The sequence below is a fragment of the Brevibacillus brevis NBRC 100599 genome, from assembly GCF_000010165.1.
Lineage (GTDB): Bacteria > Bacillota > Bacilli > Brevibacillales > Brevibacillaceae > Brevibacillus > Brevibacillus brevis_D.
This window is the reverse complement of record NC_012491.1, coordinates 4,830,050-4,837,500: the sequence shown is the minus strand read 5'-3', so window position 1 is coordinate 4,837,500 and position 7,451 is coordinate 4,830,050. Positions and strand designations below refer to the sequence as shown.

Here is a 7,451-nt window from a genome sequence, read left to right as displayed (position 1 = left end):
CTTTCAATTCCCGTGATATTGCCGGCAACATAGAGTCCGGGGAGTGGTGTTCGCATGCTTTCATTGTGCAAGGGGACATGCCCGCCCAAGGAGGGAACGTAGGCAAAAGGGCACCCGGCAATCGCTGCTAATTCGGCGAGAGGACTTAATCCGCCTGCGATACAGACGAAATCAGCTGGAATGATTTGTTCGGTTCCAGCTATGAGTGAACCATCGGCTGCAACTCGGGCGATACGGACACCCTCGACTTGAAAGGTTCCGACGATTTCCACTGCTGCTGTTCGCAGTTGAATCGGGATGTCCCACATAGAAAACCCGTTGGAGGGGTAGAGGGACACTGCCAGTTTTTGCATCCATGGACTTCCCATCAGTTTGCTCCCCAGCCGAATCATCAAAGAAGGGGCAAGATGGGCGACGCGCAATAAGGATTGCATCACGGCTTGTGGTTGCCCTGCAGTGCCACTGACAGCCGTACTGGGTGGGAGAATCATTCGATCTACCGTAATTCCAGCCAACTGCAATTCCCGGGATATCGCCACCGATAAGATATTGATTCCAATGACAACTCCGCGCTGTCCTACTCGCACGCGCTGCACATTCGTCATGACCTGAGCCGCTCCGATGGACATCACGCCAGGTAACGTCCACCCTGGCACGGGTACGGCTGCCTCAGAAGCCCCCGTTGCGATCAGGAGCAACGGGGCTACCATTTCCCCCACTGTGGTAGAAACAATCCAGCCATTTTGAGATTGGGTCAAATGGAACACGGAAACGCCGCAACGGATCTCTACGCCAAGCCCAATCGCTTCTTGCGTGAGACGAGCAGCCTCATCCAGTCCATTCCACCACACACCGTCCGGTTCTTCGTGAAGCTGTCCAAGCAAGCGGCCACCAGGGCGATAAAACTCATCGACTACACGAACAGCCAATCCCTGCCTTGCACTAGCAATTGCTGCGGATAAGCCCGCGGGTCCAGCCCCGATGATCAGAAGGTCGATCATGCACCATGCCCTCCTTTTTTCAACGGCGTAGGAAGGAGAGAACCCGCATTTACTTGCATGCCTTCCTGCACAAGCGTCATACAAGCACGCACGGTAGGGACACCATCTACATGGACGCGACATTCATAGCAGTGACCGATATTGCAGTAAATGCCTCGCGGTGTTCCTTTTTCCTCGTGCACCCGAAGCGTACGGACCCCTGCGGCCAATAGGGCTCCCGCAATCGTTTCGCCTTCGTAAGCCGTATAGACAGAGCCGTTATAATAAAAAGGAAGCTGCTTTCTGTCCCCGAGTGAACCGAGGACCGGATGGTGATCAATTCGTTGATTCATGCCCGTTGCCCCCCAAGCGTTTGAAATGAGACAGGACGGATAGGCGGTTGGTATCCAAGAGGTACAGTATGAGAAGGCACTTGGCCAGTTACTTGCTGAATGACCTGATCGATCAATGTACGGCAGGTTCTCCCACCGCAGCAGCCCATGCCGGCTCTGGTCCGTAGCTTCAGCTCGCGTGCGGTACATTGGTAGGTTTGAGCGGTCTCTACCAATTCAGCGAGAGTTACTTCTTCACAACGGCAGATAATCAATGGATGCGATTCCATGATGAAGCCTCCTTTCATTCTTGTTTGATGAAAAAAATGCAAGTGTCGTGCCATGGGAAAGAGACTGAGTTCGTCCTGGCTGGCACAATACTTGCTGAATATTCTCAAAGAGATAGCCCAATCACGACAAAACAAAAGAGGGATGACAGAGATGGAAAAAGTAACAAGACTGCGTGAGCAATTCGATTCAATGGGGATTGACGGGATGTTGATTACCAATGGACAAAACCGCCGATACCTCACAAACTTTACAGGTACATACGGAGTTGTCCTCATTTCCAGGAACCAGGCCAAGCTCTTCACAGATTTCCGTTACACTGCCCAAGCGCAAGCACAAGCAACGGGGTTTGAGATTGTTTATTTGCCGACAAAAGAATCCGTTTACAGCGAAATAGCGCGTCAGGCGGCAACGATGGGAATTAATCATCTCGGCTTTGAGGAGGAGAATGTCTCGTTTGCCTTACATCGTAAATACAGCGAGGCCGTCCAAACAGCATTCATTCCGACATCAGGTGTCATTGAGGGATTGCGGATGATAAAGACAAAGGAAGAACTGGCGATCATCCGAACGGCTGCGCAAATCGCTGATGCGGCATTTTCCCATATAATTTCATTCCTGCGTCCTGGTATTACAGAGCTCGCGGTGTCTAATGAATTGGAAATGTTCATGCGAAAGGAAGGGGCGTCGGGCTCTGCTTTTGACATCATTATTGCTTCTGGCTATCGTTCCGCACTTCCTCATGGCGTAGCGAGTGAAAAAACGATTGAAGCGGGCGATATGGTCACGATGGACTTTGGTGCATTGTACCAAGGATATCGCTCAGATATTACCCGTACGGTTGCGGTTGGCACTCCTGATGAACAGCTCAAAGCCATCTACGAGATCGTTTTGGAAGCACGCAATCGGGCTGTTGCAGGCATTCGTCCTGGTATTACCGGGAAAGAGGCAGACGCCTTCGCACGGGACTACATCACGGAGCACGGTTATGGCGAGCGTTTTGGACATGGAATGGGGCATGGAGTGGGCCTCGATATTCATGAGGAGCCATTTATGTCCACACGTTGCACCGCTGTTCTCCAAGAAGGCATGATTTTGACCGTAGAGCCGGGGATTTATATCCCAGAGCTTGGTGGAGTCCGTATCGAAGACGATCTGGTTGTCACAGAGAGCGGCAATGAGATGCTTACACATTCACCGCGCGAATTGATCATTTTATAAATCGAGAGACAAAGTCTTGGCCGAGTAAGTGGGCTAAGGCTTTTTTTGTCTAACAGCAGTGTCTAAGATTTGAAACACGACAAGTAATACCGTGTACAAAAAAGTTTACAACAACCAACGCTAGAACGAAGCCACTGCCGCTTTCATTTTTGGCACATCTTTTGCATTCTGATAATTCTGAAAACAAACACATAACGACTGAATAATGGGGGTTGATCCAATGAAAAAAAGTGTGTTCGCGGTAATGAGTAGCGTAGCAGTCATGGGATTAGCGTTGGCAGGATGTGGAGGAGGACAGTCAGCCGAGCAAGCAGTACAGAGTGGACAGTCGAGCACGCAGCCAGTACCTGCCACCACGGCTAAAGAACCAGAAAAAGCACAAGTCCTCCGCTGGAATCTTCACTCCGAACCACCTACAGGTGATCCTGGACTTGCGGAAGACACGACTTCTGCTGCCATCGTTAAAGCAGTTTTTGATGGACTGACACGCATCGGGCCTTCGGGCAAGCCAGAGGAAGCAGTAGCCGAGAAGATTGAAGTATCGAGTGATATGAAAACATACACCTTCAAGCTGAGAGACTCCAACTGGAGCAACGGAGAACCAGTAACAGCTCACGATTTCGAATACGCGTGGAAGCGAGCTCTCGATCCGAAGACAGCGTCGAATTACGCCTATCAGCTCTATTACATCAAGAATGCGGAGAAGGCCAACAAAGGGACTGGCAGCTTGAATTATGTCGGCGTAAAAGCATTGGACGACAAGACCCTCCAAGTAGAGTTGACGAATCCAACTCCGTTTTTTCTGGAGCTAACCGCCTTCCAAACTTATTTCCCGGTAAATAAAAAGGTAATCGAGACCGGTGAAAAATGGGCCGGAGATGCTAAAACACATGTAGGAAATGGTCCATTCAAAATGGAGTCATGGGAACACAAAAGCAAAATGATACTCGTGAAAAACGACAACTACTGGGACAAAGAGCGTGTCAAGCTGGACAAGATCGAGTTCTCGATGGTGGAGGATGAAAACACAGAGCTGTCCATGTTCGAAAACGGCGAGATTGATTGGGCAGGCAGTCCGTTAAGCTCGCTGCCAACAGATGCGATGCCAGCGCTTAAAGATAGCGGTAAGCTGCAAGTGAAGCCTGTCGGTGCTACCTACTGGTACAAGTTCAATACAGAGAAACCTCCTTTCAATAACGTGAAGATTCGGAAAGCCTTTGCCTACGCCATTAACCGTCAAATCTTGATCGACAACGTACTCCAAGCGAATCAGCAGCCAGCGATGGCAGCAGTTCCTCCGACAATGGGACTCAATACGGGTGGTTATTTCAAAGACAATGATCAAGAGACAGCCAAAAAGCTGTTAGTGGAAGGAATGAAAGAGCTGGGCATTTCTAAACTGCCGCCGATTAAGCTCAGCTACAACACGTCCGAAGGGCATAAAAAAATCGCAGAAGCGATTCAGGACCAATGGCGCCAAAACCTTGGAGCAGATGTGAAGCTGGAAAATCAGGAATGGAAGGTGTACCTCGAGACCATGCACGAGGGCAACTATCAGGTCGGGCGTCTCGGCTGGTCAGGTGACTTCAACGATCCGATCAACTTCCTGGAGCTGTTCAAGGAAAAGGACGGAGGAAACAATGACACGCGTTGGGAGAATCCGAGATTCAAAGAGCTGTTGAATCAATCTGCCACTGAGAGTGATCCGGAAAAACGTAAGGCGATTCTACGTGAAGCTGAACAAATCATGATGGATGAAATGCCGATTATGCCGATCTACTTCTATACACATACATGGGTGAAGAATGACAAGGTAAAAGGAATCTTCCAGGATGGTCTAGGGGCAATCGACTGGAAATGGACATCTATCGAATAATATTCGAATGGGGGATGGGCAATGAAAAAATGGGGAAGTGAGACAGTAGATTTACCAGTAATTGGTAACGGAGCAACGGATGGAAAAGACATGCAAAACGCTATTGAAATGGCTGTCAAAAAAATAAATGACAGCGGTGGAGTGATTGGGAAAAAATTGAGGATTGAAGTGATTGATGCTGGCTGTGATCCACAAATGGCGACGACAGCAACCAACTCAGCCAAATTACCCGCCCAAGGCTATGACACCCTCTTTTTGATCAATGGCCTAACCCCAGATCAAGCACAAACCGCAGCAGATTACATGGCAGCGAACCAAGCGGAAAAAGTCGTGCTCATCCATGACAATTCTGCCTACGCCAAAGACTTGGCTGATTTTGCCAAACCTTCCGTTGAAAAATCCGGCGGTGCCGTCATTGCGTATGGAGCAATCAACTATGGAATTGATCCGTATTTTGTCTGAGGTGTTGCCGCCAAAAGAGGGGCGAAGGTTTCCAGATTTTTGTTTGCATTGGCGTGCGTTATTTGGGTGTAAAAAGCGACTGTAGTGGAGGGAAGAAGCGGATTTCCAGTCTACGCTTCGGCCTACGCCCCGCAAGGGGGGATTGACTGCCCGCTCCGGAGGCGCTTGGACTGGAAATCCGCTTCTTCTTCGTAGCTTTTGTAAAACATGATTGCAAGTCGATCCAAGAAGGAAGATGAACAACTCGCGATCATTGAGTCGTCAAAACGAACCCAAAATGCTTCACGATCATGATTCGATAACTCAAGATGATCAGTAAGCACAAGAAATCTACCATGACCAATCCCAAAAACGATTTGAAAAGCTCGATGAACGTTAACAGCTCGAAAGCCCTGTCACATGTTTGGAAGGAGACCGCCCGAACGTAGAGAGGATACAGGCGACTGGAAAACATGTGGCAGGGCTTCCCCAACACAACCGCTATGAGACAACATTTTTACTTCCCCAATTTGTTATAGAGCGTGGCCCGCGATATGCCAAGTCTTTTCGCAGCCGCTTGCTTGTTGCCGTTTTCCAGCTCGATGGCTCGCAAAATGACACGGCGCTCATGCGCTTCGATTTCCTCTTGCAAAGAAAACAGATCAGGCGGAAGCTCAATCGGTACCTGTTTCGTCTGACCTTGCATGGAATAAGGCAAATCCTCTTCTTTGATAATACCGTCTGTCGCGAATACCACCAATCGTTCAATGGCATTTCGTAGCTCGCGAATGTTGCCTGGCCAGTCGTATTGAAGCAGGTTTTGCATCACATTTTGCGAGATGGCATGAATGGGACGGTTGTAACGTAAAGACAATTCATAGAGAAAAAAGTGGGCGAGCTCAATCGTATCTTCAATGCGTTCTCGTAGCGGAGGAATTTTCAGCGTCACGACATTGAGCCGATAGAACAGGTCTTGGCGAAACTTCCCTTCCTTCACTAACTCCTCCAGATTTTTATTCGTGGCAGCAAGCACGCGGAAGTCCGCCTCAATCTGCTTGGTCCCTCCGACCGAATAATACTTTTTCTCCTGAAGCACGCGAAGCAGCTTCACTTGCATATCGAGCGGCATTTCTCCTATTTCGTCGAGAAACAGCGTTCCTCCGCGAGCCAGTTCAATCATTCCTTTTTTCCCTTTATGATCCGCGCCAGAAAAGGCACCTTTTTCGTAACCAAACAGCTCGCTTTCAAACAAAGTAGGCGAAATCGCACCGCAGTTGATGGCGATAAAGGGCGCATTGGAGCCTTCCCGCACATCATGCACGGCTTTGGCGAAAAGCTCCTTGCCGACGCCGCTTTCCCCTGTGATCAAGACGGTTGCTTGCGTAGCGCTGAGCTTTTGGATCATGGACTTGATATGGCGAATGGGGAGACTCGTTCCCTTGATCTGTGCAAATGGATCGGGCGTCGGACTGAGCTTTGCCATTTCCTGCTGCAAATGATTCACTTTTTTATTGGCGTTTAACAGCTCCTGGTTCAGTCGGACTTGGCTCGTGATATCGGTTTCCGCCGCAACAGCACCGATGATTTTGTCATGCAAATAGATCGGATTCGTATTGATGAGAACGACGAGATCCTCCCGAGGCTGATGCTGATGGCGGTAGAGAGATTGTCCGCTTTGCAGAGATTTGAGTGTTTCGAGCATTTCGAGTGGGAAAAATTCGGTGATCGGGTGACCAATCGTTTCTTTTGCTTTCAAGGAAAAGATTCGTTCAGCGCCTTCTGTCCAAACCATCACACGCGCTTTTTCATCGATGACGGATATGGATGCATCCATGGTCTTAATCATCGTCTCGAAATACGCTTCCAAAATCTCATACGAGGAAAAAATGGCTTGTATGACGGCACCTCGATGAAGGTAGCCGACAGGGATTCCAGGTTGTTTTTCGATTAGGAGATAGTTGTGAGTAGCTAGCAGACGGATGGCATCGGCCAATGTTGAATCCCGTGTCGTCACAGCAGCTGGTTCCCAAGGGGCATGTGTGCAATCGATCGTCAAATTGGTAGTGAAATGAGAGGAATCGGCGACATACCAGCTGGTTTGACGCTGGGTAAATACAGGAACGGTTTCGTTCAATTGAGGAGGGAGAAGCTCTTGATCGTTGAGAATCCGCATGTTTGTCTGGATCAATTCAGTTAAGGCAGGAAGTTTGTGATTCAACTCGATCATCCCTTTTTAAAGAGGTAGTTCAAGTGTATAAAATTTTGAACATTTTCTCATTTATTATACATTTGTCTTTTCAGTTGTCAAAGAAT

General features: G+C 48.9%; 8 protein-coding genes (1 of these 8 cut by a window edge). 3 read left to right on the top strand and 5 right to left on the bottom strand.

Annotated features, from left to right (window positions below):
- The 3 genes in view from BBR47_RS22900 to BBR47_RS22890 are tightly spaced (each overlapping or abutting the next) and all read right to left on the bottom strand, a layout consistent with a single transcriptional unit that may run on beyond the window.
- A protein-coding gene (locus BBR47_RS22900; RefSeq protein WP_015892811.1) for an NAD(P)/FAD-dependent oxidoreductase crosses the window boundary here: on the bottom strand, window positions 1–1,001 show its 5' portion. It extends 205 nt beyond the left edge of the window; 1,001 of the gene's 1,206 nt are visible here — the first part of the coding sequence; it begins with the start codon at window positions 999–1,001; its stop codon lies off the left edge, out of view.
- The gene (locus BBR47_RS22895; RefSeq protein WP_015892810.1) at window positions 998–1,333 is read right to left on the bottom strand and encodes a (2Fe-2S)-binding protein; all 336 of its coding nucleotides are present in this window, start codon (window positions 1,331–1,333) and stop codon (window positions 998–1,000) included. The genes BBR47_RS22900 and BBR47_RS22895 overlap by 4 nt, the downstream gene beginning before the upstream one ends.
- Window positions 1,330–1,602, bottom strand: coding sequence for a (2Fe-2S)-binding protein (locus tag BBR47_RS22890; RefSeq protein ID WP_041749592.1), 273 nt, complete (start codon window positions 1,600–1,602; stop codon window positions 1,330–1,332). The genes BBR47_RS22895 and BBR47_RS22890 overlap by 4 nt, the downstream gene beginning before the upstream one ends.
- 151 nt (window positions 1,603–1,753) lie before the next feature.
- On the opposite strand from BBR47_RS22890, the gene BBR47_RS22885 reads away from it, so the two are divergent.
- The 3 genes from BBR47_RS22885 to BBR47_RS22875 all read left to right on the top strand — a co-directional run bounded on the left by BBR47_RS22885 (window position 1,754) and on the right by BBR47_RS22875 (window position 5,159).
- Window positions 1,754–2,821, top strand: coding sequence for a M24 family metallopeptidase (locus BBR47_RS22885; RefSeq protein ID WP_015892808.1), 1,068 nt, complete (start codon window positions 1,754–1,756; stop codon window positions 2,819–2,821).
- Between the two features lie 220 nt (window positions 2,822–3,041).
- The gene (locus tag BBR47_RS22880; protein ID WP_015892807.1) at window positions 3,042–4,697 is read left to right on the top strand and encodes a peptide ABC transporter substrate-binding protein; all 1,656 of its coding nucleotides are present in this window, start codon (window positions 3,042–3,044) and stop codon (window positions 4,695–4,697) included.
- A gap of 21 nt (window positions 4,698–4,718) precedes the next feature.
- On the top strand, window positions 4,719–5,159 hold the full coding sequence (locus BBR47_RS22875) for an ABC transporter substrate-binding protein (protein WP_015892806.1): 441 nt from the start codon (window positions 4,719–4,721) through the stop codon (window positions 5,157–5,159).
- Window positions 5,160–5,409: 250 nt separating this feature from the next.
- Here BBR47_RS22875 and BBR47_RS22870 read toward each other — a convergent pair whose 3' ends face one another.
- Both BBR47_RS22870 and BBR47_RS22865 read right to left on the bottom strand, forming a co-directional pair.
- Window positions 5,410–5,613, bottom strand: coding sequence for a hypothetical protein (locus BBR47_RS22870; RefSeq protein WP_041749591.1), 204 nt, complete (start codon window positions 5,611–5,613; stop codon window positions 5,410–5,412).
- Between the two features lie 42 nt (window positions 5,614–5,655).
- Window positions 5,656–7,311, bottom strand: coding sequence for a sigma-54 interaction domain-containing protein (locus BBR47_RS22865; protein WP_419761092.1), 1,656 nt, complete (start codon window positions 7,309–7,311; stop codon window positions 5,656–5,658).
- Between the last annotated feature and the right edge of the window lie 140 nt (window positions 7,312–7,451).